This window comes from Faecalimonas canis (assembly GCF_054601575.1).
Window position 1 is genome coordinate 104,658 of sequence record NZ_BAAHSI010000036.1, and the last position, 23,201, is coordinate 127,858.

Genomic DNA, 23,201 nt, shown 5'->3' on the forward strand with positions numbered 1-23,201 from the left:
TTAAGGTTTGCCTTTTATTATTATAGTAACTCGGCAATCGCCTGAATAAATTCTTCACTGTTTAATACAGTTGGATTTGGAATAGATGTGATTAACGCCAAATCTTTCGTCATCTTACCGCTCTCAATCGTATCAAGAGTTGCCTTTTCCAATCTATCCGCAAACTTCATCAGTTCATTATTGCCGTCCAGTTCACCACGTTTACGTAACGCTCCTGTCCATGCAAAAATAGTTGCCACAGAATTTGTCGATGTTTCCTCCCCTTTTAAGTGCTTATAGTAATGTCTTTGCACTGTACCATGAGCCGCCTCATATTCATAATAACCTTCAGGAGAAACTAAAACAGAAGTCATCATTGCCAAAGAACCGAACGCAGAAGAAACCATATCACTCATTACATCTCCGTCATAATTTTTGCAGGCCCAGATAAATCCGCCTTCTGCCTTCATCACTCTCGCTACTGCATCGTCAATCAATGTATAAAAATATTCTATACCACTCTCTTTAAATTTCGCATCATATTCTTTCTCATAAATTTCTTGGAAAACATCTTTAAATGTATGATCGTATTTTTTTGAAATAGTATCTTTTGTTGCAAACCATAAATCCTGTTTTGTTTCCAACGCATAGTTAAAACAACTTCTCGCAAAACTTTCAATAGATTCATTTGTATTATGCATACCTTGTGCGATTCCTGCTCCGTTAAACTGATGAACAAGTTCTCTCTTTTCCGTGCCATCCTCTGACGTATAAACTAATTCTACTTTTCCCGGTCTGTCAATAATCATTTCTGTATTTTTATATACATCTCCGTATGCGTGTCTTGCCAGCGTAATTGGTTTTTTCCAATTTTTCACGCATGGTTCAATTCCTTTTACAACAATTGGTGCACGGAAAACCGTTCCATCCAGCATAGCACGAATTGTTCCGTTAGGACTTTTCCACATTTCTTTTAAATTATATTCTGTCATACGGGCAGCGTTTGGTGTAATGGTAGCACATTTAACAGCAACACCATATTTCTTTGTCGCATTTGCGGAATCAACAGTAACCTGATCATCTGTAGCATTACGATTTTCTAACCCTAGATCGTAATACTCTGTTTTTAAATCAATATACGGAATTAACAAAGTATCCTTAATCATTTTCCAAAGAATACGTGTCATTTCATCTCCATCCATCTCGACAAGTGGGGTTGTCATTTTAATTTTTTCCATTTTAGTGTCCTCCTTTTATTTAAAACCATGTTTTTCTAAATTTTGTAATACACATTGCATATGTTCGGTTATCAATTGTCCCGCAAGATCTTTATCTTTCTGTTTAATCGCCTCCAAAATGGCCTTATGTTCTTCTACCGACTGTTCAAGACGCCCTTCTGTTTTTACTGAATATACTCTTGCAAACTGAACGTAATTATATAAGTCAGATAAAATATGTTTTAAAATTTTACTGCCACAGGATTCATATAAAATACGGTGAAATTTTCCATCTAATATTGCCATTTTGTCAGTTCCTGACTTTTTCAGATGAAACTCCGACAGAAGAATAATTTCTTCTAATTCATTCATTTCCTCCTGTGTAATATTATCAATTACCCATTCCGTACATAAATTTTCTAACAGGGAGCGGATAATGAAAATATCATGTATATCTTCTTTACTGATTCCCGTCACATAAGTTCCTTTATTCCGAATTGTTTTCACAAGTCCTTCCAATTCTAATTTTTTAAATGCTTCACGGACCGGAGTTCTACTAACCCCTAATTCCTTTCCGATTGTCATCTCCCTTAACTCATCGTTTTCCTCATAAACACCGGATAAAATATCATCACGCAATTTGTGAAATACTTTTTCACTTAAAGAAAATCCTCTATCCTTTTCCATTTACTTTCCTCTCTACGATTACATTTTGTATAATTGTATACAATTATACAGTTTTTGTCAAGAAAAAAACCTCCCTACCACATTTGTGATAAGGAGATTCTCTTTAGTAAAGTCTACCGCATTCATATTTCATTTTCATTCGGATAAAATGTAAAATATCCTGATACCGCATTTCCAAGGAAGTTTCTTTCTCTACAAAGTCCATGCTCTGTGCTGCGATAGTAATAAATTTTTCTGTGATGTCACGTTTATGTTTCTGCAGAAAATGTAATTTCTGCTCATTTTCATCTATATCAAGAAACTCTTCTATCAGATACATTTCCTCATCAGAAACTCTTTCCATTTCTGTTACAAAAGAAGTAAGTTTTCTTACATACACCATCTCTTCTCCGCCAGTTTCTTTATAGACAACCATTTCTTCCCCCGTCTGAAAATCCGTTGCCACTTCTATAACCTGACAGCGTTTTCCTTCCGGAAATTTGTAACATTCCCCTTTCGCGACCGTCTTATACTCCATGTCCATTTCCCCTTTCTATTTGTCAGATGAGTCATCTGTATAAAACAGTGCATTGACAAATTCGTCAGAATCAAATTTCTGAAGGTCTTCTATAGATTCTCCGACACCGATATATTTTACAGGTATTTTCAACTCTGACTGAATGGCTACCGCAATACCTCCTTTGGCACTTCCATCCATTTTAGTTAATACAATTCCGGTAATATCTGCCACTTCATTAAACTCTCGCGCCTGTGCAAGTGCATTTTGACCTGTTGTACCGTCCAAAACAACTAATGTTTCCCTGTACGCTTCAGGATACTCTCTCTCAAGAACACGATTGATTTTCTTCAATTCTTCCATAAGATTTTTCTTATTGTGAAGTCTTCCGGCAGTATCACAAAGAAGTACGTCAGCATGTCTTGCCTTTGCTGCCGCTACCGCATCATACACAATAGCAGCAGGGTCTGCACCATCCTGACCTCCGATTAATTCTGCATCTGCTCTTCTTGCCCATTCTACAAGTTGTTCACCTGCAGCAGCACGGAATGTATCTGCGGCAGCCAATACAACCTTTTTATTATTTGCACGAAGTTTTCCTGCAAGTTTCCCGATAGTTGTTGTCTTTCCAACTCCATTTACACCGATAACAAGAACAACGGACGTTCTGTTTTCAAATTCATACGCCGTTTCACCCACACGCATCTGCTCCTTAATACTGTCTATAAGAAGTTGTTTGCATTCCATAGGCTCTTTAATTCTCTGCTCTTTAACTTTTGCACGCAAATCGTCCAAAACAGCGTAAGTTGCCTGTACGCCTAAATCACCCATAATAAGCACTTCTTCCAGTTCCTCGTAAAATTCCTCATCTATTTTAGAAAACCCTTTGAAAATGCTGTCCATACTTGAAACGATACTGTTTCTTGTCTTTGTTAGTCCTGAAACAAGTCGTTTAAAAAATCCTTTTTTCTCTTCACCCATAATGTTTCTCCTATTTTGTTAAATCTTTTTCCAATAAATCCACCGATACGAGTGTGGAAACTCCTTTTTCCTGCATAGTAATACCGTACAGTCTGTCCGCAGCAGTCATTGTACCTCGTCTGTGTGTAATAACAATAAACTGTGTATTTTTCGTCAGTTTATGAAGATACTGTGCAAACCTTGTTACGTTTGAATCATCAAGTGCCGCCTCAATTTCATCTAAAAGACAAAACGGTGACGGTTTCAGATTTTGAATAGCAAATAATAATGAAATCGCCGTCAATGCTTTCTCACCACCTGATAACTGCATCATATTCTGCAGTTTTTTCCCCGGAGGCTGAGCGATAATTCTTATACCCGCTTCCAATATATCTTCGTCTTCCATTAATTCAAGAGTTCCCTTTCCGCCGCCGAATAATTGTTTAAATACTTTATCAAACTCACTTGCTATTTCCTTGAAACGTTCTGCAAACTGTTTTCGCATGGCTGTATCTAATTCTTCGATAATCTGGATGAGAGTTTCCTTTGCTTCCACCAAATCATCATACTGTGTTTTTAAAAATGCATACCGCTCAGATACGTTTTTATAATCTTCTATCGCATTTACGTTGACTGATCCCAAACTGCGAATGTCCGATTTCAACAATTGAATCTGACGTTTTATTTCTGACAAATCCGTAAAACTTTCGTTTCGCAATTCACGTGCCTTGCTGTATGTAATCTCGTACTCTTCCCACATATAATTGATTTGTTTTTCTAAAGTTTCCTCAAATCCTTCCTTTTTACTTGTTAATCGGAAGCTTTCCTTATCCAAATCCGCCATATGCTTAGAAAGTTCTTCTCTCTTTGCAAGAAAATCTTTATTTTTTTGCGTTAAAACTTCTTTTTCACTATTTAATTTTTGAATTTTTAATTCAATCTCCTCAAACAACTCTTTTGAATTGATAATGGTTGTCCGAATTTCCTGAATTTGTTTTTCTTTGTCTTCGATTTCTAAAGAGGAGTTTTCCTTATTTTGCTGTAATTGATGTAATTCTTCTTGGAACTTGTCTGTTTCCTCTTGTATACGAGAAAGATTTTCGAGAATAAATTCATTTTTCTGTTCTAAATTTGCCAATGCCAAATGAATATTTTCTGCTTTCTGCATCGTTTCATTCTCAGAATTTTTTTCTTTTTCTAAAAGTGCCTGCTGTTCCTCGATTTTTTTATTCAATTCTGCTTCCATATTTTCAGAAGTGTCCAGTTCAATCTGAATGGATTCCTGATTTTCTAAAAGTTCAGCAACCTGTTCTTCAAGTTCCTTTCCTTCGCGATGCATATCCCCCGTCATCTTCAAAATATTTTCTTTCTCAGTGTTTGCCTGATTCAAATTCATCTTTAATGTATTTTGAATAACATATTTTTTCTGTAACTGTTGTTTTGTTTCTTCAATTTTTTCATAACAGCCGGTTCGTTCACGTTTCGCCTCTGCAATTTCCGCCTCCATCGAAATCATTTCTTTTTGCAATTGTACAACTGTTTTTTCAAACTCTTCAATTTCTCTTCGTCTTCCTAACAGATTACTTGTATTTTTGAATGCACCACCGGTCATTGCACCACCTGGATTAATCAGTTCCCCTTCTATCGTAACAATACGGAGAGATTGTCTGTATTTTCGTGCAAGGGAAATTCCGTCATCAATTTTTTCAACAACAATTGTTCTTCCGAGAAGACTATCGGCGAGAACATGAAATTTATCTTCCACTGTGACAAGTGTGTTTGCAAGGCCAATTACTCCGCTCTCCTTTAAAGCCTCCGGATAACGAATACTACCTCCAGCAGTTATGCTTGTAAGCGGAAGAAATGTTGCTCGCCCAAATTTGTTTTGTTTCAAATACTGAATCATTCTTTTGGCAGTATCTTCACTATCTGTTACAATATTTTGAATATTGCCTCCAAGGGCTGTTTCAATGGCTATCTCATATTTCTTATCCACTTTAATCAAATCAGCAACAACGCCGAGTAATCCTTTTTCCTGCTTTTTTTTCTCCATTACTTTTCGGATACTGTTTCCATAACCGTCATATCTTTCTGTAATGTTTTTTAAGGACTCTAAACGGGAGGCTTCCCTGTGATAAGCAGTCTGTCCTGCTCTTAACTGTTCCGTCTGCTTTGCAAGTGTTTTTTGCAGAATTTCTATTTTTTCTTCCTGCTCTTTCACTTCAATAGCATATCCTTGAATTTCTTCGGTAATTCCTTTTAATTCCTGTTCATACCGTTGAATCGACTCATCCTGTACACTTACATCGCTACTGATTTCAATTAGCTTTTTATTCATCTCTGCTTTGCGTACACGTACCTGTTCAAGCAATGTGTCGAAATGCTGCATTTTCGCTTTTGTCACTGCCCTATGATTCAGTACATCCATAATGTCCTGTTTCCACTGTTCAACATTTGCAGTCAATTCTGTAATTCGCAGTTGTATCTCAGTCAATCGGGAACTGATTTCATTTTCTATACGTTTTTGCGTATCTAACTGTTCTTGTAAGGTTTCCTGCTCCTTCAAGTATTCTTCACGCTGTTTTTTGCGTTCCTCAATTTCCTCATAAATATGCGAAGAACGCTGAGCAAAATGTTCATCGCTCATTTTCGCACTATTAATCTGCTCCTTCAATAAATCAATCTGCCCCTCTAACTGCTGTTTTAACAAATGTGTTTCATTGAGTTGATTTTTTGTACGTTCCATTGTATCGTCAATCTTTTCTAACTGACCTTCAATTTCTTCATATTCTGTTTTTGTATTATCATACTTTGTCTGTGCAGAGCAAAATTCTTCCTGTGCATTTGCTAATTGCTTTTCTACTTCTTGGATTTGCTCACGCATACGCACACTCTCTAACAAAAACAAATTAATATCATATGTCTTTAATTCTTCTTTCTTTTTTAAATATTCTTTTGCCTTCTCGGATTGTTTTTCTAATGGACCGATCTGTTTTTCTAATTCAGATAAAATATCCGTAACTCGAAGCAGATTTTGTGTTTCTTCTTCCAGTTTTTTTACAGACATATTTTTTCTCTTTTTAAATTTAACAATTCCCGCCGCTTCATCAAATAACTCACGGCGTTCTTCCGGCTTCCCGCTCAAAATTTTATCAATTTGGCCCTGTCCGATAATAGAATATCCTTCTTTACCGATACCCGTGTCATAAAACAATTCATTTACGTCTTTTAAACGGCATATACTTCCGTTAATTAAATATTCACTTTCTCCCGAACGATACAGTTTTCTTGTCACCGTAACTTCTTGAAAATCAATGGCTAACTGATGATCTGTATTATCAAGGGTAATGGCAACAGACGCATAACTTAGCGGCTTTCTGTTTTCTGTTCCCGAAAAAATAACATCCTGCATAGAACCGCCTCGCAACTGTTTTGCCCTCTGCTCTCCAAGAACCCATCTAACTGCATCAGCAACATTACTTTTACCACTTCCGTTTGGTCCGACAATTCCAGTAATTCCATTATGAAAATCAAATACAATTTTGTTGGCAAAAGACTTAAAGCCCTGTACCTCAATACTTTTCAAATACATATAGCACCTATTTTAACTTTCTTTTATGTAATTCCAAAATTGCCTGATACGCAGCCTCCTGTTCTGCTGCTTTCTTTGTTCTTCCTTTACCATTACCATAAACTTCATTTCCAATAGAAACAGAAATAAAGAAGGATTTATTATGGTCCGGTCCTTCTTCTTTGAGGAGTGTATACTCAATAGGCTCATTAAAATTCCCCTGTACAATCTCCTGCAGGATAGTCTTGCTATCAAAAAAGAGTTTTTTATGTTCCAAATCGTTCAAAATAAAGCGGTGTATAAACTCTTTTGCACTAGCAAAACCACCATCTAAATAAATTGCTCCAATCAACGCTTCCAAAGCATCCGAAGTAAGAGAATCTCTATATCTTCCCCCTGTATTTTCTTCTCCTCTTCCTAAAAGCAAATATGAACCTAAGTCCAATTCTCTAGCACAAAATGCCAGCGACGGCTCACAGACAATACTTGCCCTTGTTCTTGTCAATTCTCCTTCTGGCATCTTTTTATTTTCAAAAAATAAAAACTCACTTGATACAAGTTCCAAAACAGCATCTCCAAGAAACTCCAAACGTTCATTGCATTCATTCTTTTCCATATGTTTTTCATTAGCATAAGAACTGTGACGCATTGCCTGACACAATAAGTCAAACTGTTGAAATTTGTAACCGATTTTTTTTTCTAATTCTCTTAATTTTTGTTTCATATTTCTCCCTCATAAAATGAAAAAGCCCTTGAGGGCTTTTTCTGTTATTGACTAATTAATAGCATTTTTTATTTGCTCTACCGCATCTCCTACAGTAACAATTTTTTCCGCATCTTCATTTTCAATTTCAATATCAAATGCTTCTTCAATTCCCATAATAATTTGGAAAATATCCAAGGAGTCTGCTCCTAAGTCATCTACAAACGTAGTATCCATTGTGATTTCTTCCGGTCCTACATTTAATACATCCTCAATAATTGCTTTAATTTTTTCAAATTCCATAATTAATCCTCTCTTTTCTTATATCTTATTCATCCTTTTTCTGAATGGTTTCTTTAATTTTGTCATTAATATGTTGTTCTTTGAATGTAACACATTGAATAATGGAATTAGCCACCTCTTTTGCAGTGGAATTTCCATGGGTTTTTACAACCAATCCATTCAATCCCAATAATGGTGCACCGCCATATTCGCTTGCATCAAATTTCTTCAAAGTTTCTTTTAACGTTGGTTTTACCAATAAAGCGCCCATTTTACTGCGAAGATTTGTCATCAGCCCTTTTTTAATTTCACCTATTAATGTCGAGCCTACACCTTCAAATAATTTCAAAATAACATTTCCTACGAAAGCTTCACAGACAATAACATCTGCTTCTCCGTGAGGAATCTCTCTCGCTTCTATACTGCCGATAAAATTAATATCCTCACATTCTTTTAATAAAGGAAACGTTTCCTTCACTAATGCATTCCCTTTTTCTTCTTCAGCCCCAATATTGACAATGGCTACTCTCGGATTTTCAATACCGATAACATTTTTCATATAAATAGAGCCCATTTTGGCAAACTGAACAAGGTGAGATGGTCTGGCATCTACGTTCGCCCCACAGTCAATTAATAAAGAAACTCCCCTTTGTGTCGGAATCAATGGTGCTAAAGGCGGTCTTTCAACGCCTTTAATACGCCCTACGAGAACCTGTCCGCCTACGAGAATAGCTCCCGAACTTCCAGCGGAAACAAAAGCATCTGCTTCTCCGTTCTTTACCATATTCATCGCTACCACAATAGAAGAATCTTTCTTTCTGCGAATTGCCATTACCGGTGGTTCTGCCGTTTCAATAATCTCTGTTGCATTAATAATAGAAATCTGTTCCTTTGGATATTCGTGTTTCTGCAATTCTTTTTCAATAACCTTTTCCTGTCCTACAAGAAAAATATGAATATCCTGTCTTTTTGCTACGACATCTATCGCTCCCTGAATAATTTCTCCGGGTGCGTTGTCACCGCCCATAGCATCTAATGCTACTTTTGTAATTTCAGACATGATTCTACCTCCTAATTGCTAATGCTAATTTTACTAAACATTACCTTAAAAAGCAATACCTAATTTTCAGACAGAAAAAGCGTGAGTTCACAGTATAAACTCACGCTTCTCAGGCATAAATACCTATTAGTCAACTGAAATAATTTCTTTTTTGTTGTATGAGCCACAAGCTTTACATACGCGATGAGGCATCATTAATTCTCCACATTTGCTACATTTTACTAAATTTGGAGCACTCATTTTCCAGTTCGCTCTTCTTTTGTCTCTTCTTGCTTTAGAAGATTTATTTTTTGGACAAATTGACATAGATTACACCTCCTTAAAATTCTTAAACACATCGCGGATAACTGACATTCTAGGGTCAAGACTCGTATCTTCACAGTCACAAGTTCCCTCATTTAGATTTTGACCACATACGTTGCAAATGCCTTTACAGTCATCGCTGCATAGAATTTTCATCGGCCATCCTATCAAAATCTCATTGTAGAGTAATTTGTCTACGTCTAAATGATATCCGTCAATATAATTCTTTTCATCTAATTCGTCTTTCTGTTCATCACTTAAATCGACAGTCTTCTCAAAATCCAGTCCAAATTCTGTTGGAACATCCGTCAGACAACGGTCGCAAGGAATTACAATAGTAAGTTTTGCATTTCCCCTAATCAAAAGTTCTCTTCCCTTTATATGCTTAATCACAATATGAAAAGTTTCTTTCTCTGTAATTGGAAAAACACCTAACTCACTTTTAAATTCTTCCATTTCAATCGGACAATCTTGTTCAATTGTCTTATGATGCTCAGACAAAACATCTGATAGGTTAATTAACATAGTGTTACTCCTATTCATACCTAAACTATTATATCATGTAAAACAGATTTGTCAATTCATTCTTTAAAAAAATTTATTAAATCAACGCAACTGTTTCACGAGCGATTGCAAGTTCTTCATTTGTAGGTACAACTAATACTTTTACTTTTGAATCCGGTGTAGAAATCATAATTTCTTCTCCACGTTTTGCATTCGCTTCTTCATCTACAGTAATACCTAAGTATCCAAGATATTCGCAAACTTTTGAACGAACGATACATACATTCTCACCGATTCCCGCTGTAAATGCAATTGCATCTACTCCATTCATTGCCGCTGTATAACTTCCTACATATTTTGCTACACGATAGCAGAATACGTCAAGAGCAATCTGTGCCGGTCTGTTTCCATCTGCTGCTCCGGCAGTCAAATCACGGAAATCACTTGATAAATTATCAGACAAACCAAATACACCTGATTTTTTATTTAACACGTTCATTAATCCTGCAATATCTAAATTTTCTTTCTTTGCAATAAATTCAAGAATTGCTGGATCAATATCACCTGAACGTGTCCCCATTACCAATCCTTCAAGAGGAGTAAGCCCCATAGAAGTATCTACTGATTTTCCGTTTTTAACAGCACATACACTTGCACCGTTTCCTAAATGACATACAACTGTTTTTAATTCTTCATATGGTTTTTCCAACAATTCTGCTACTCTTTTAGAAACAAAACTATGGCTTGTTCCGTGGAAACCATAACGTCTAACTTTGTATTTTTCATAATATTCGTATGGAAGTCCGTACATATAAGCAGCCTCAGGCATTGTCTGGTGGAACGCTGTATCAAATACGGCAACCATTGGAGTATTAGGCATTAATTTTGCACAAGCATTAATACCGATTAAGTTTGCCGGATTATGTAACGGTGCTAAGTCATTACATTCCTCAATCGCAGAGATAACTTCATCTGTAATCACTACAGAATTTGCGAATTTTTCTCCTCCGTGTACAACACGATGTCCTACCGCATTAATTTCTTCCAAACTTTTTACTACTCCTGTTTCAGCATCTGTGAGTGCATCGATAACAAACTGAATTGCCTCAGTATGTGTAGGCATTGGTTTTTCTGTTGTAACTTTTTCTTTACCTGCCGGCTGGTATGTAAGACTTCCGTCAATACCGATTCTCTCACAAAGACCTTTTGCAAGTACACCTTCTGTTTCAGAATTGATTAACTGAAATTTCAATGATGAACTACCGCAATTAATAACTAATACATTCATTTTCTTTTCCTCCATCTTATTTTATATCGTAATCATTCCTATCAGATGATTAGATTATTCAGCCTGAGCCTGTACTGCTGTAATGGCAACAACACCTTCGATGTCTTTTGCACTGCATCCGCGTGATAAATCGTTAACCGGTTTTGCGATTCCCTGTGTCAACGGTCCGTATGCTTCTGCTTTTGCCAATCTCTGTACAAGTTTATATCCGATATTTCCTGCATCTAAGTCAGGGAAAATAAGAACGTTTGCATGACCTGCAACTTTACTTCCCGGTGCTTTAGATTCTCCAATTTCAGGAACAATTGCAGCATCTAACTGTAATTCACCGTCTAACATTAAGTCAGGCGCAAGTTCTTTTGCAATTTTCGTTGCCTCTACCACTTTATCTACATCAGCGTGTTTTGCACTTCCTTTTGTAGAGTGTGAAAGCATTGCTACTTTTGGTTCTTCTCCTACAAGTAATTTGAATGATTCTGCTGATGAGAGTGCAATCGCTGCTAATTTTTCAGGATCCGGATTTTGTTCAAGTCCTGAATCACCGAAGATAAATGTTCCGTTTGCACCCATTTCGCAGTCAGGCACAACCATAACAAAGAACGCAGAAACTAATTTTGTTCCCGGTTTTGTTTTTAAAATCTGTAAACATGGTCTTAATGTATCTGCTGTCGAATGACATGCTCCTGATACCATTCCGTCTGCGTCACCCATTTTCACCATCATAACACCATAATATAAATAGTTGTTCAAAAGAAGTTCTTTTGCTTTTTCTTCTGTCATTCCTTTTGCCTGACGAAGTTCTACTAGTTTTTCAATATAACCTGCTGTTCTTTCATCTGTTGCAGGATCTACAATAGTTGCTCCGCTGATGTCAAATCCTTCGCGGTTCTTTTCGATTTCTTCTTTGTTTCCAACCAATACTAAATTTGCAGTACCTTCTCTTAATACAGCCTCTGCTGCTTCGTATGTTCTAATATCTTCCGTTTCAGGAAGCACAATTGTTTTTTTATCAGCTTTCGCCTTTGCTTTAATTTCGTCAATAAATCCCATGATTTAAAGCCCCTTTCATTTATTCTCATATATTCTTTATTATAGCGCAAATGTTTTTTGTATACAAGGCGTATAATGTCTATTTTCAAGTACAATGTGTATTAAATTCCAAATATTTTAGTTACAATCGTAAAATATACCAAAATTGTTCCTGTATCCACCAATGTTGTAATAAGCGGTGCTGCCATAATTGCAGGATCTAATCCGCATTTTTTTGCCACAAGCGGAAGCATACATCCTATTGTTTTTGCAAGAAGAACAGTACACATCAGTGTAATTCCAACAGCAAAAGCAAGAAGAGGATTTTGATACATTAAAATAATTCTGATGCCGTTCACTACCGCTAACAGAAATCCTACAATAAGAGCAATCCTTATTTCCTTAAAAACAACTTTAAAAATGTCCTTAAATTCAATCTCATCCACCGCAAGCCCTCGAATAATCAGAGTTGAACTTTGAGAACCACAATTTCCACCCGTACCGGTCAGCATCGGAACAAAAGTATTTAATACCGGCATTACGGCAAGCGCCCCTTCAAAATGTCCCAAAATCAAGCCGGTAACTGTTGCCGATAACATAAGAAACAAAAGCCACGGAAAACGACTTTTCGCATGCTGCCAAACAGATGTTTCAAAATACGGCTCCTCATTCGGTGCGATACCTGCCATCACGCTCATATCTTCCGTTGTTTCTTCCTGCAATACAGACATAGCGTCATCTACCGTTACAATTCCGACCATACACATCTCATGATCGACAACGGGAATTGCAATCAGTCCGTATTTATTAATCATAGAAACAACTTCTTCCTGATCATCATGTGTGTTGACATAAAGCATATTGGTTTCCATAATCTCTTCTATCAGACGATTTTCCCCGGTCGTTAGTAAATCTTTTACATCCACAACTCCTATCAATTTTCGTTTCTCCGTTACATAACAGGTGTAAATGGTTTCTTTATTAATTCCGACCTGACGAATTTTTAAAATAGCATCAGCAACCGTCATTTCTTTTCTAAGACCGATGTACTCCACGTTCATAATACTTCCGGCACTATCCTCCGGATACTGAAGAAGTGTATTAATCTGTTTTCGCGTTTCCTCATCAGTAGCCATAAGCAGTCTGTCTACAACATTCGCCGGCATTTCTTCCAGAACATCAACCATATCATCGAGATACATTTCTTCCATGAATTCTTCAATTTCAGCGTCTGTCAGTCCATTTACCAAATCTTCCTGCATTTCACTGCTCATATAGGTAAATGTTTCAGCCGCTTCTTCTTTTGTTAAAAGACGAAAAACAATAATTCTTTGCTTTTCATTAAATTCTTCAAGGATTTGTGCAATATCGACGGGATATAAATTCTCTAATTCTGATTTTAATTCTTTATACTTTCTCTCTTCTAACAATTCCAGCATTTGTTCTTCCGTCATATACGCCCTCCTTTCTCCCTCACACAAAAAGATTGCACAATCGGGCAATCTACTATCTTAATTCTATACCGTAACACTGTTTTTTGTCAATAATTGCTTTTGCACTCCTGTTGTCTTTATTGTATAATACATTTTATGAAAAAGATAAGGAGAGAGATTTATGAAAATCGTAGGTTTAATTACTGAATACAATCCATTTCACAATGGGCACAAATACCATTTAGATGAAGCATTAAAGCGAACAGGTTCTGATTATGCCATTGTTGTAATGAGCGGAAATTTTGTTCAACGTGGCGCTCCTGCAATTATGCCAAAACATTTGCGGACACAGATTGCATTAAAGTCAGGAGCAGCTGTCGTTATCGAGCTTCCCGTTTTATACGCAACCGGAAGTGCCGAACTATTTGCAATGGGAGCAGTTTCACTTTTGCATTCTTTAAACTGCATTGATACTATCTGCTTCGGAACGGAATCCGGCGATATTATCGCTTTAGATCAGATTGCCCGCATTCTTTGTAATGAACCGGATGAATATAAATCTGCTCTGCGAAAGTATTTAAAAGCTGGAAATACTTTTCCTCTCGCTCGCCAGAAAGCATTTTACGAAATTACCGGAAACATTTCCCTTTCTTCCATTTTAGAATCGCCAAATAATATTTTAGGAATTGAATATATAAAGGCTCTGCATCGCTTAAAAAGTACAATACTTCCTGTATCCATTCAAAGAAAAGAATCTCATTATCACGATACAGAGTTGAAAATGTCATATAGTTCTGCTACTGCCATAAGGAATGTATTTGCTAAAGCAGGAAACAGTATTTCTTTTTCAACAGAAACGTTAAAAAAACAATTACCTTCAAATGCCCTTCCTCTTCTTACCGAAACTTTCCGGAAACGATACCCTGTCTATGCGAACGACTTTTCCTTATTACTGAAATATAGGCTTTTAGAAGAAACACGGGAAACACTTCTAACTTATATGGATATAAACGAAACTTTAGCAAACCGCATATACAAAAACAGCAATCATTTTATATCCTTCGAGCAGTTTTGCGAAGAAATAAAGACTCGTGATATAACATACTCACGGGTAAGCCGTGCTTTATTCCATATTTTACTTCAAATAAAAAAGACAAGTGAAACCGCCCCCTCCTACGCACATATTTTAGGTTTCCGAAAAGACAGTTCTTCTTTACTGTCTATTTTGAAACAAAAAAGCAATATTCCTCTTATCACAAAACTTTCTTCCGCCGCTTTGAGCGAAAAAGAAAATACATTTTTGCAGCAGGATATTTTCGCTTCTGATTTATATGAATCTGTCGTAACAGATAAATTTCAAACCCCTTTTATCGTTGAACAAAAAAAAGAGATTGTACGCTGTTAAACGTATAATCTCTTTTTGACAGTTTTAATTATCTCATTTTCTTTGTACAAGTTACTGCCAACGCTCCCGGTCCGATATGACACGCTACACTTAAAGAAAGAGGACGCATCTCCACATCTGCATTCGGAAATCTGCTTTCAATTTCCGCTTTCCATTGTTCAGCCTCTTCCTTTGAAGAAGTATATGCCCCTTGAATGTACACTTCTTCACCGGCAAATCTTTCCTGACAGTCTTTTTCAATCGCTTCAAGCATTGTTTTCTTTGCCTGTTTCCAGCCTCTTACTTTTGCAAAAGCATCTAATTTTCCCCCTTGAATCTGTAAAACTGGTTTTAAGTTAAGCACTGTTCCAATTGCCGCTGCCGCCGCTGTAATTCTTCCGCCTTTTTTTAAATATTTCAATGTATCTACCGTTATGTAAATGCTGGATTCTCTTTTCTCTGCTTCAAGTATTTCCTTAATTTCTTTTGCACTTTTTCCCTTCTCTACCAGTTTCATCGCATCTTCCACTGATTTTGACTGAGTAACAGAAATACGCTGATTATCTGCCACCTGTACTTTCCCATCATATTCTCTCGAAAGAGAAATAGCCGTTTCACACGAACTGCTAAGCCCGCTAGACATTGGAATGTAAATAATTTCATCATAATCTTTCAATAATCCGTCCCACAAATCCAAAACATCTGCCGGCGAAGGCTGTGAAGTAGAAATATCTGCATCATTTGTCAGTTTTTCGTAAAATTCTTCCTGCGTTAATGTAATATCTTCAAAATATAATTTTTCATTTATATAAAAAGGCATTGGCAATACATGAACTCCAAGTTCTTTTGCACGCTCCTGCGTAATGCCACTGTTACTGTCTGTCACAATTGCTGTTTTTCCCATATTCTTTCTCCGTTCTCTTTATTCTATTGTTATCAATTCCGATACCGTATCTCTTTTCGCTACCACAATATGTACATCATCGCCGTTATACTTATTATCTCCAAGAGTTACCTCAAGTTTTACAGTTTCATAAGCAAGGCTCTCATAGTTATTTTCCTTACTCAAATGCCCAAGTATAACACATTGCAAGTCATCATGTAGTATATCACAAAGAAGTCTTCCCGACAATTCATTTGATAAATGTCCCTGTTCTCCCAAAACCCTTCTTTTTAATGGATATGGATAGGGTCCTACCTCAACCATATGCACATCATGATTTGCTTCCAAAACAAGTGCATTGACATCTTTTAAGTTTTCTACAATATATTTATCATAATTTCCCAAATCAGTCGCTACCGCAATGGATTTTTTATTTTTTTCAATGCGATACCCAGTCGGTTCGATTGCATCATGCGAAATAGCAAAAGGTTTAATCGTTAAATCCCCTAATGTAAACTCTTCATCAGACCGTATTGGATAAAACAAGCCCTCAGGCATTTTTCCTAAACTTTTATAGTTTTCTATACCCGATATCGTCCCCTTTGTAGCGTAAATAGGAACTTTATATTTTCTGCTGAACACACCCAACCCCTGAATATGATCAGAATGTTCATGAGTAATTAGAATACCGTCTAAATCTTCTCCCGAAACACCTATCTTATCCATTCCTTCCTCAATCTTCTTTTTGCTTATTCCCGCATCAATAAGTATATTCGTATGTTCGCTTCCTACATATATACAATTTCCGCTGCTGCCACTGGCAATACTGCATAATTTCATCTTCTTATCTCCTGTTGACCGCCTGCTCTATCTGTTTTTTTGTATTTTCCATCGTTCCGCTGTTATCAATCGTTCTATGGCAATATTTTCTAAATACTTTCTCTGTCGCCTGCGTTTTCATAACCAAGTCAATTTTTTCATCACTCATCAGGCGAGATATTTTCAAACGTTCCCTACGAACATTTTCATCAGCATAAATATACCATAATTCATCACAGATTTCTTCATAATGATCTTCCATCAAAAGAGCCGATTCAATCAAAAATATTTCACATTTTTCTTTGCGTGCCCTCTCAATTTCCGATTTCACCCGCATTTTTACTGCCGGATGCACAATTTGATTTAATTTTTGTAGTTTATCTGCATTATTAAATACAATTTCGCCCAGTTTTTTTCTGTCGATTTCCTTAGCGTCTGTCAAAATCATTTCACCAAATTCTTCAACAATCTTTCGATAGCACTCTTTGCCTTTTTCCTGCAATTGATGTGCCACCAAATCCGTCTGACAGATAACGGCATTATATGTTTCTTTCATCATTTCCAAAACATAACTTTTTCCCGAACCGATACCGCCTGTAATTCCAATTATTTTCATTTATTTTGCCTCATACCAACTGTTTCCCGTATGCATATCAATATCCAATGGCACACGCAAAGTAACCGCCTGTTCCATTTCTTTTTTTAGAATTGACTTCACCTCATCTACTTCATCTTTGTATGCTTCAATTAAAAGTTCATCATGCACCTGTAAAACAAGTTTTGATTTCATCTGTTTTTCTTTCAACGCACGATTCACGCCTATCATAGCCATTTTCATAATATCTGCAGCCGTACCCTGAATAGGTGCGTTCATCGCAACTCTCTCTCCAAACGCTCTTTGCATGAAGTTACCTGACTCCAGTTCAGGAACAGGTCTTCTTCTTCCAAACAGAGTAACAACGTATCCCTCTTCTTTTGCATGAGCTACCGTATCATCTAAAAATGCTTTAATTCCCGGATAAGTCTTAAAATAATTCTCAATATATTCTGCCGCTTCTTTTCTTGTTATACTTAAATCCTGACTCAACCCGAAAGAACTAATCCCATATACAATACCAAAATTTACCGCTTTTGCATTTCTTCTTTCCAAGTCAGTCACTTCATCAAACGGAATATGAAAAACTTGAGATGCTGTTATGCGGTGAATATCTCTCGCCTCTTTGTAAGCGCTGATAAGTGATTCATCTTCTGAGCAGTGTGCCAAGATACGAAGTTCAATCTGAGAATAGTCCGCATCAACAAAGACATAGTTCTCTTCAGGAACAAAAACTTTGCGAATCAAACGTCCAAGTTCCATTCTGACAGGAATATTTTGCAGATTGGGTTCTGTACTGCTTATTCTTCCTGTAGCGGTAACGGTTTGATTAAATTTTCCGTGTATTCTTCCGTCCTCCTGAATATAATTCGCCAATCCGTCGGCATATGTCGATTTCAATTTCGTCAACTGACGATATTCAAGTATTTTTGATACAATCGGATAATCCGGAGCAAGTTTATCTAAAACATCTGCCGCCGTCGAATACCCGGTCTTTGTTTTCTTTCCATTAGGAAGATTTAAATGTTCAAATAAAACTATGCCAAGTTGTTTTGGAGAATTAATATTAAAGGTTTCCCCTGCAATTTCGTATATTTCCGTTTCCAGTTCACTGATTTTCCCGGCAAGTTGCTGTCCATAAGTTTTCAATTCCTCCGCCTTTACTTTCACTCCTGCCTGTTCCATATTAAAAAGCGTAAACGCAAGAGGCATCTCAATGTCAGTAAATAGATAAGCCATTTTCTTTTCTTCTAATCGTTCACGAAGCGAAAAAACAGATTTATATGCCGTATATGCCGCATAACAACTTTTCTTTTCTTCCGCAGTCTTCTCATCAATATAAATATTTAATTGTTCCCTTGCTATATCTTCAAACTCATAATCACTTTTCAACGGATTTAACAGATATGAAGCGATAATCGGATCAAATGCATTTTTTTCCTGTGTAAACGAAATCCACTTCAACGCTTCTTTTATATTGCAAATAGAAATCGTTTTTACAACGGATGTAAGTTCGTTTAACTTCTCCTGTAAATATGAGAAGGTAATGTCTTCTCCCGTATAAATCGTGTATATCTCTTCATCACCAAATGCTATTCCAACATGATTCATTTCTGCCGAAGATGCAAAAAGCGGAAGGACATTTTCCGTATTTTTTCCAAACACAACTCCAACGACATCCTTCTTTCCGGCATTTACAAATATTTCATCCGCTTCTTTTTTTGTATGGACAATCTTAAAGTAAGCCTCCACACTATTCTCCGGTGCAGATACATCAAAGCGTGACAGTAAATTTTTAAACTCTAATTTTTGAAATAAAACATATGCCTCTTCCGTATATAAATGCCCCAATTTTGCTTCGTCAAACTCATAGGCAATAGGGACAGCCACATTAATAGTTGCCAATTCTTTACACATTTGCGCTTTATCATATTGTTCTCCCAATGCCTTACTAGCCCTTGGCGGCTTCACTTCTTCCAAATGTTCGTAAGCATTTTCAATTGAATGAAACTGCATAACAATTTTTGTCGCTGTTTTTTCCCCGATACTGTCCACACCCGGAATGTTATCAGAGGAATCGCCCATCAGTGCTTTTAAATCAATAAACTCTTTCGGTGTAACAAAATATTTTTCCAGTACATCCTTTGCATAATAATTTTCTATCTCTGTTTTACCTTTTTTTGTTTTTGGGATGCGAATCTTCACTTTCTCCGTCGCCAACTGCAACAAATCCCTGTCACCAGAAATAATAGATACATCCATTCCCTTTTCTTCTGCCAATACAGAAATTGTTCCAAGCAAATCATCCGCCTCGTACCCTTCCTGCTCTATCAATTTAATTCCCATTGCACGAAGAACTTCTTTCATTACGGGCACCTGCTGACGCAATTCTTCTGCCATAGGTTTTCTTGTCCCTTTATACTCCGTATACATCTTATGCCTGAATGTCGGAGCGTGTACATCAAATGCAACAGTTAAATATTCCGGTTTTTCTTCTTCTAATATTTTAAATAAAATATTCAAAAAACCGTAAATCGCATTTGTATGAAGTCCTTCTGAATTTGTCAGATCCGGCACTCCATAAAATGCTCTGTTTAAAATACTGTGTCCGTCTATCAATACAATTTTTTCACTCATATTATTTCTCCACCTATATTTTTCTGTTACATATTATATATTATATTTAGAAAAAGCGACAGTATCAAAGATACTATCGCTTTTTATTGTTCTACTGCCGATGACCGGACTCGAACCGGTACATAGTCACCTACGTCAGATTTTGAGTCTGATGCGTCTGCCAATTCCGCCACATCGGCATATACTCGACTTTCTCAAGCCGAGTATTATAATATCATATGCTTAATCAAATTGCAAGCACTTTTTTAATTTTTTTACACTCCCAATGCTTTTTCCGCAACTTTACCTAAATCTGATTCATTAGCAGTATACTTTTTGCTACCGTCTTTCTTTACTTTCACTTCAACAGTTTCCTCTTTACCGTATTCGCATTTAGAAACACGTTCTTCTAAATCCTTATACACGATTTGAGCCATCTGTTCCATAATTTCCTGCTCTGAAGGTATTTTTCCCTCTTTCTGCACTTGAGCTTGTATGTCTGTTAAAAACTTTTGTTGAAGTTTCTGTAAATCAGCCTCATAATTTTCAAAACATTTCATTGGCTGTACTGCAACTTTTACTACAAATCCATCATCTGTTTCTTTTGCTTCTTTTACAGAGTATTTTGCAGATTTTAACATTTTCTTATACGTTTCACGAAATTTGTTTTCTAATTCGTCTGGAAGAGATAATTCTTCATACCCTTCCATAAATGCATCAATTCCTTCTTTGTACAGTTTTTCCGAATCTGCTTTAGATGATTCTGTTAATTTCATATACTCATCATATTCACCCTTAAACTGTACATCCAAACATGATTTGACATACGCTTTTGCATCAAACTTCGTTGTACATGCACTGAGCATACACATCACAACTACCAACATTATTGCTACAATACTTTTCTTTTTTTTCATACCTTTGTCCTCCTAGTAAAATGTTAGTATAATTTTACCATAAGTCCTACAATAAATCCACTGGTTTTTGTCTATTTTTTGATATTACTATTCAATTACCGCAATTTTCATCATATTACTTACGCCATCTCGCGTTTTCTTCATTACCGGTGAAGGAATACCTGCTGTAAGTACAACAATATCGCCTGTTTCCACTAACTGTTTTGCATTTACCAAATCAATTGCATCATTACAAATATCTTCTGTTGTATGATATTCAATAGATTTAATCGGAAGAACCCCCCAGTAAATCTGCATCTTGCGAAGTGTAGCCTCATTTGGAGTGACACCAATAATATCTGCTTTTGGTTTAAATTTAGAAACCACTCTCGCAGTTGCTCCCGACAACGTCGGCGTGATAATGCATTTTGCATTTAAGTTCATTGCAGTTGCAACTGAAGAATATCCGATTGCACTTGAAATTCCCTTTCTTCTATGTTCCTGTGCTTTTTCCAATAAAATATCATAGTCTAAGTGATCTTCCGTATTTTCTACGATATGCACCATCATCTCTAATGCTTCTAACGGATATTTTCCCTGTGCTGTTTCTCCCGATAACATAACTGCATCTGTTCCGTCATAAACTGCGTTGGCAACATCTGTCACTTCCGCTCTTGTCGGTCTTGGATTTCTCATCATTGAATCCAACATCTGTGTAGCAGTAATAACCGGTTTGAAATTATCATTACATTTTTTAATTAACATTTTCTGCAAATATGGAACTTCTTCTGCCGGAATTTCCACACCCAAATCCCCTCTGGCTACCATAATTCCATCCGCGCAATGAATAATTTCATCAATATTGCGAATTCCTTCCGCATTTTCAATTTTGGCAATAACCGGTAAAAACGGCGCTCCACATTCTTTTAACAGCGCTTTAATTTCAAGAACCCCCTCTACCGAACGAACAAATGATGCCGCAATAAAGTCAACCCCCTGCTCTACACCAAAAATAATATCCTCTCTGTCTTTTGGGGTCAAAGCCGGAAGACGCACAGGTACGTTCGGCACATTAACACCTTTCCTTGAACCAAGTTCACCGCCGTTTAATACTTTACAAGTAATATCCGTACCATTTATCCCTTTTACTTCCAATTCAATCAAACCATCATCAATCAAAATTCTCTTGCCCGGCTCAATATCTTCCACAAGTCCTTCATAGCTTACGGAAACACGTTTTTCATCTCCTTCAATCTCTTCTGTCGTAAGAGTAAAGATTGCTCCCTCTTCCAAAAATACCTTCTTATCGTCTTTAAGAACGCCAGTACGAATTTCCGGTCCCTTTGTATCTAAAAGAATGGCTACAGGCTTTCCTAGTTCTTCACGGATTCCCTTTAACATATCCATTCTGCTTTTCTGTTCTTCGTGATCTCCATGAGAGAAATTAAAACGTGCAATGTTCATGCCCTTTTCTACCAGTTTCTTCATCAGTTCACGATCATTTGTGTTTGGTCCCATTGTACATACAATTTTAGTTTTTCTCATTTTCTTATCCTTTCCTTTTCCTTATATAATAATGAAATCTTATTTAATATGTTCATGTGTAAATAAGTGATCCTGACAATATTCATATGCTCCGTTGCATTTTGAACAATATCTGAACTCTAAATTAGGATCATCCAATTCTGTTCTTCCGCAAACAGCACATCTGTGTTTTGCACCTGCCGCCTGTGCCGCCGGATTTACATTAGCATTGCGTATATCCTTTTGAAATTGTCTTCTGCGATGTATCTGTTTCGGTGAATGTGCCTTAAAGTTTCTTGATGAAAAATAGAAAATCACAAAATTCAAAATAGAAACCCCTGCCGCTATTGCATCCGATTTCGTAATAAGTCCCATAATCCCTGTGCTGTAAGCAGGAAGAAACGCCTGCAAAATCGTATATCCAAAAAGTACTCCGTCCAAAATAGCAAGCCATTTTACCTTTATCGGCAAAATGAAAAATACAAGAAACTCCATATCCGGATACATTGCCGCAAAAGCAAAAAATAACGATAAATTCAAATATCCCGTTCCAATCGGAAACGAAATCCCCGTGATAAAGTAGGCTGCTAACGCCGCAATCACATGAAAAAGAACCCCCGTAAAGAAATACAGGTTAAATCGAAACGCACCCCATGTCGCTTCCAAATGCTGTCCTATCATATAATACAAATACAATGCAAACACCATAAAAATAGGACTTGATGAAGGTGGTTGCATTAAAAAAGTAACAATTCTCCAAATTTGTCCGTGTAAAATTGCTCCGGCATCCATTGCTAGATACTGATAATAAAATTCCGGTTTCACAAGTGAAAGGACAAATCCGATACCATATAAAATAATAATATAATACATCAAATTATGTATCGCATATCGCCCAAATTTCCGTTCTAATTTTTGAATCCAGTTCATAAAACTATACTCCTTCATAACTTACTCAACATAAATTTTATT

21 protein-coding genes and 1 tRNA gene are annotated in these 23,201 nt (G+C 36.6%); 1 reads left to right on the forward strand and 21 read right to left on the reverse strand.

Going from position 1 to position 23,201, the window contains the following annotated elements; translation table 11 throughout:
- Positions 1–20 precede the first annotated feature (20 nt).
- The 13 genes from ACYPXO_RS10340 to mgtE all read right to left on the reverse strand — a co-directional run bounded on the left by ACYPXO_RS10340 (position 21) and on the right by mgtE (position 13,533).
- A complete protein-coding gene (locus ACYPXO_RS10340; RefSeq protein WP_459640485.1) occupies positions 21–1,217 on the reverse strand; it encodes an NADP-dependent isocitrate dehydrogenase in 1,197 nt (398 codons plus the stop codon).
- A 15-nt stretch (positions 1,218–1,232) separates the two neighbouring features.
- The gene (locus tag ACYPXO_RS10345) at positions 1,233–1,883 is read right to left on the reverse strand and encodes a GntR family transcriptional regulator (RefSeq protein WP_459640486.1); all 651 of its coding nucleotides are present in this window, start codon (positions 1,881–1,883) and stop codon (positions 1,233–1,235) included.
- Between the two features lie 103 nt (positions 1,884–1,986).
- Positions 1,987–2,400, reverse strand: coding sequence for a DUF1653 domain-containing protein (locus ACYPXO_RS10350; RefSeq protein ID WP_459640487.1), 414 nt, complete (start codon positions 2,398–2,400; stop codon positions 1,987–1,989).
- 15 nt (positions 2,401–2,415) lie between these two features.
- Positions 2,416–3,360, reverse strand: a complete 945-nt coding sequence (gene ftsY / locus ACYPXO_RS10355) for a signal recognition particle-docking protein FtsY (RefSeq protein ID WP_459640488.1) — start codon at positions 3,358–3,360, stop codon at positions 2,416–2,418.
- Between the two features lie 10 nt (positions 3,361–3,370).
- Positions 3,371–6,931 carry a chromosome segregation protein SMC gene (gene smc, locus ACYPXO_RS10360; protein ID WP_459640489.1) on the reverse strand — a complete coding sequence of 1,187 codons (3,561 nt, stop codon included), beginning with the start codon at positions 6,929–6,931 and terminating at the stop codon, positions 3,371–3,373.
- Positions 6,932–6,938: 7 nt separating this feature from the next.
- Complete coding sequence (gene rnc / locus ACYPXO_RS10365) at positions 6,939–7,634, reverse strand: ribonuclease III (protein WP_459640490.1); 696 nt, start codon at positions 7,632–7,634, stop codon at positions 6,939–6,941.
- Positions 7,635–7,685: 51 nt separating this feature from the next.
- Positions 7,686–7,916 carry an acyl carrier protein gene (gene acpP, locus ACYPXO_RS10370; RefSeq protein ID WP_009756960.1) on the reverse strand — a complete coding sequence of 77 codons (231 nt, stop codon included), beginning with the start codon at positions 7,914–7,916 and terminating at the stop codon, positions 7,686–7,688.
- Between the two features lie 25 nt (positions 7,917–7,941).
- Positions 7,942–8,955, reverse strand: a complete 1,014-nt coding sequence (gene plsX, locus ACYPXO_RS10375) for a phosphate acyltransferase PlsX (RefSeq protein WP_459640491.1) — start codon at positions 8,953–8,955, stop codon at positions 7,942–7,944.
- A 126-nt stretch (positions 8,956–9,081) separates the two neighbouring features.
- Entirely contained in the window at positions 9,082–9,261 is a 180-nt protein-coding gene (rpmF, locus tag ACYPXO_RS10380) for a 50S ribosomal protein L32 (RefSeq protein WP_004068723.1), read from the reverse strand.
- A gap of 3 nt (positions 9,262–9,264) precedes the next feature.
- Positions 9,265–9,783: a YceD family protein gene (locus tag ACYPXO_RS10385; protein WP_459640492.1), complete on the reverse strand. Its 519-nt coding sequence runs from the start codon at positions 9,781–9,783 to the stop codon at positions 9,265–9,267.
- A gap of 76 nt (positions 9,784–9,859) precedes the next feature.
- On the reverse strand, positions 9,860–11,050 hold the full coding sequence (locus ACYPXO_RS10390; RefSeq protein ID WP_459640493.1) for an acetate kinase: 1,191 nt from the start codon (positions 11,048–11,050) through the stop codon (positions 9,860–9,862).
- Positions 11,051–11,104: 54 nt separating this feature from the next.
- A complete protein-coding gene (gene pta / locus ACYPXO_RS10395; RefSeq protein ID WP_459640494.1) occupies positions 11,105–12,100 on the reverse strand; it encodes a phosphate acetyltransferase in 996 nt (331 codons plus the stop codon).
- Between the two features lie 101 nt (positions 12,101–12,201).
- Positions 12,202–13,533: a magnesium transporter gene (gene mgtE / locus ACYPXO_RS10400; protein WP_459640495.1), complete on the reverse strand. Its 1,332-nt coding sequence runs from the start codon at positions 13,531–13,533 to the stop codon at positions 12,202–12,204.
- A 160-nt stretch (positions 13,534–13,693) separates the two neighbouring features.
- Between mgtE and ACYPXO_RS10405 the strand changes: the two genes are divergently transcribed.
- A complete protein-coding gene (locus tag ACYPXO_RS10405; RefSeq protein ID WP_459640496.1) occupies positions 13,694–14,917 on the forward strand; it encodes a nucleotidyltransferase in 1,224 nt (407 codons plus the stop codon).
- A gap of 28 nt (positions 14,918–14,945) precedes the next feature.
- On the opposite strand, the gene ACYPXO_RS10410 is transcribed toward ACYPXO_RS10405, so the two are convergent.
- The 8 genes from ACYPXO_RS10410 to ACYPXO_RS10445 form a co-directional block, all read right to left on the reverse strand.
- Positions 14,946–15,800: a DegV family protein gene (locus ACYPXO_RS10410; RefSeq protein WP_459640497.1), complete on the reverse strand. Its 855-nt coding sequence runs from the start codon at positions 15,798–15,800 to the stop codon at positions 14,946–14,948.
- Between the two features lie 18 nt (positions 15,801–15,818).
- Positions 15,819–16,619, reverse strand: a complete 801-nt coding sequence (locus tag ACYPXO_RS10415) for an MBL fold metallo-hydrolase (protein WP_459640498.1) — start codon at positions 16,617–16,619, stop codon at positions 15,819–15,821.
- Positions 16,620–16,623: 4 nt separating this feature from the next.
- On the reverse strand, positions 16,624–17,214 hold the full coding sequence (coaE, locus tag ACYPXO_RS10420; RefSeq protein ID WP_459640499.1) for a dephospho-CoA kinase: 591 nt from the start codon (positions 17,212–17,214) through the stop codon (positions 16,624–16,626).
- Positions 17,215–19,830: a DNA polymerase I gene (gene polA, locus ACYPXO_RS10425; RefSeq protein WP_459640500.1), complete on the reverse strand. Its 2,616-nt coding sequence runs from the start codon at positions 19,828–19,830 to the stop codon at positions 17,215–17,217.
- Between the two features lie 95 nt (positions 19,831–19,925).
- Positions 19,926–20,009 (reverse strand) — tRNA-Leu (locus tag ACYPXO_RS10430).
- Positions 20,010–20,084: 75 nt separating this feature from the next.
- Positions 20,085–20,726, reverse strand: coding sequence for a hypothetical protein (locus ACYPXO_RS10435; protein ID WP_459640501.1), 642 nt, complete (start codon positions 20,724–20,726; stop codon positions 20,085–20,087).
- 87 nt (positions 20,727–20,813) lie between these two features.
- A complete protein-coding gene (gene pyk, locus ACYPXO_RS10440; protein ID WP_459640502.1) occupies positions 20,814–22,250 on the reverse strand; it encodes a pyruvate kinase in 1,437 nt (478 codons plus the stop codon).
- A 39-nt stretch (positions 22,251–22,289) separates the two neighbouring features.
- Positions 22,290–23,159, reverse strand: a complete 870-nt coding sequence (locus ACYPXO_RS10445) for a hypothetical protein (RefSeq protein WP_459640503.1) — start codon at positions 23,157–23,159, stop codon at positions 22,290–22,292.
- Between the last annotated feature and the right edge of the window lie 42 nt (positions 23,160–23,201).